The following is a 1,246-nucleotide window of genomic DNA, read 5'->3' as shown; positions in this document are numbered from 1 at the left end:
AACAGGGTCGCCTCGTCGACGTAGGCGAGCTGTGCGGTAAGGCCACGTAGGCGGCCCTCGGCGCGGGCGTCGGCGGCGCCGATCAAGTGGACGGTGCGGCCGAGGATCGTCGCCGTGGTCGCCCCGCGCGTGTGCACGATGTGCCGGGCGAGCGGCCCGAACAGGGCGCGGTCCTGCAACGGCTCCAACACGTTGCGCTCGATCGTCTGGAGGCTGCGCCCGACGACGATGATCAGGCCGGACGGCCCGGCCGTGGCGACCGCGATGCAGAAAGCGAGCAGGGACGCGATGGTCTTGCCGCTGCGCACGCTGCCGTGCCACAGGTTGATACGGGCGGTCGCCTGCCCGATGGACAGGAGTTGCTTTCGGGACAGGGGCAGGCGGTCGAGGTCGAGCAGCGCGGCTCACCTCCCAGCGGCGCCCCCGTCGTCGTCCTGGTCGTCGAGGGTCTGGTCGTGGGCGGCCTGCGTCAGGGCCTCGCCGAGCGCACCCAACATGCTGCGCACCTGCTCGGCGTTCTCTCCGCCCTCGGCAGGGGCGAGGCGTAGCGAGGTGCCGACGGCGGTCTGTACCGAGGCGATGATCTGGCGTTGGTCGCCGAACCTGGGGCGGTCGAGGCGGGTCTCGTGCCACTCGCCGTCGCGGCCGGCGAACTCGCCGACGGTGCACGGTGCCCACAGTTGGCCGAGCATCTGCTCGGCGGCGGCCTGTAGGTCGAGGGCGAGGGCGGCGCGGCGCGCGGCGAGGTCCGCGGTGCGCACGCGGGTCGCGGCCTCGACCTGCTCGGCCCGGTCGAACGACAGGGGCGGCTCGAACGCGGCGGCGATCTTCGACACGGTCGAGGGGGAGCGTTTCAGCTCGCGGGCGATCTCGTTGCGGGACTTGCCCGCGGCGTGCAGCTCGCGCACGCGCCGGCGGTCGGCGTCCGTGATGGGGCGTGCCATCGGCGGTCACCTCCCGCCCAGCGAAGTCGTGTGGTGCGCGCGAGTCTTGTCCGGTTCGCCTTGTGATCAACCGATGCGCATCGCTAGCGTCTTCGGTGCGCCGGGCGACTCAACCAGCCCGAACCCGACAGCTCACCGTGCAGGCGCGAGAAAGGGCGCCGAATCTACCCCGTCCGAGGCGTTAGCCGAATCGACGCCAGGGGAGAGCACGGGACCCAAGGTAAGTGCGGGTCTGTAGATCAGTCCCGCTTGGGGTGAAGCGCTCACAGAGGAACGATGACGCGGTCATGTTCCGGAAGTTC

General features: G+C 71.1%; 1 protein-coding gene and 1 pseudogene. Both read right to left on the bottom strand.

Annotated features, from left to right (window positions below; genetic code table 11):
• Window positions 1-308 (bottom strand): annotated as a pseudogene (locus IE225_RS32615) (PBSX family phage terminase large subunit); the annotation flags it as partial.
• A gap of 96 nt (window positions 309-404) precedes the next feature.
• Entirely contained in the window at window positions 405-944 is a 540-nt protein-coding gene (locus tag IE225_RS32610; protein WP_190061280.1) for a helix-turn-helix domain-containing protein, read from the bottom strand.
• Window positions 945-1,246 lie beyond the last annotated feature (302 nt).

This window comes from Streptomyces echinoruber, assembly GCF_014651135.1.
Lineage (GTDB): Bacteria > Actinomycetota > Actinomycetes > Streptomycetales > Streptomycetaceae > Streptomyces > Streptomyces echinoruber.
Note: the sequence above shows the minus strand (reverse complement) of the source record. Positions and strands in the feature narration are given on the sequence as shown.

Excerpts from the sequence above, each read along its gene's own strand:
- IE225_RS32610 (WP_190061280.1), bottom strand. The coding sequence starts at position 944 with ATGGCACGCCCCATCACGGACGCCGACCGCCGGCGCGTGCGCGAGCTG.